This window comes from Aminobacter sp. P4_D5, assembly GCF_056401815.1.
Genome location: NZ_JBFUIP010000930.1, coordinates 1 through 628 on the forward strand (window position 1 = coordinate 1; position 628 = coordinate 628).

The 628-nt window shown below is 67.5% G+C and carries 1 protein-coding gene; it reads right to left on the reverse strand.

All coding sequences use genetic code 11. From position 1 onward, the window contains the following. A partial coding sequence (locus tag AC1DWF_RS35860; RefSeq protein ID WP_476843213.1) for a polysaccharide deacetylase family protein occupies positions 1-628 on the reverse strand: 628 nt, incomplete at both ends.

The window sequence follows — 628 nt, forward strand, 5'->3', positions numbered from 1 at the left end:
CGCTTGTGCTGCGCCTCGAACTCCCAGCGCAGGTTGCGGATGAACATGTCGGGGTTCTCGAGCCCGGTGCCCTTCATCGGGAACATGCAGAAATACTGGTCGTCGAAATGGTAGTAGTACGGCATCGTCGGCAGCGCGCGCCCGCTGGCGAAATCCACCGCCGTCCAATACGGCGCGTCGTCGGCAAGACCGTTGCCGTAGTACCGGTACCCAGCCTCGATCAGCAGGTCGATCGTATTCCCGCTGATGGTGCCGCCCGCGAAGTCGTCCCCCTGGCGCGACAGCATGAACCATCCCGCCGGCGCCTTGCCGATGGCCTCGCCGAGGATCGCCGTCGTGCGCTCCAGCCGAGCCTTCTCGACCTCTCGCGGCAGGCCGGAGACGTCCTCGTGCAGCATCGCCTCGGCCGCGATCTCGTGGCCCTCGGCGAGGATCTCCTGCAGCCGCGACCCATGGATCTTCACCATCGCCGCCGGCGTGGCGAAGGTGGCCTTCAGCCCATGCTTCTTCAGCAGCCCCAGCAGGTTGTCGAGGCCCTCCGTCATCCCGAAGCGCCCGACCGGCGAGGCCAGCTCCGCCGCCTTCAGCCCATCGCCGGTCTGGGCGAGGCTGAGGTCCACCGTCACGC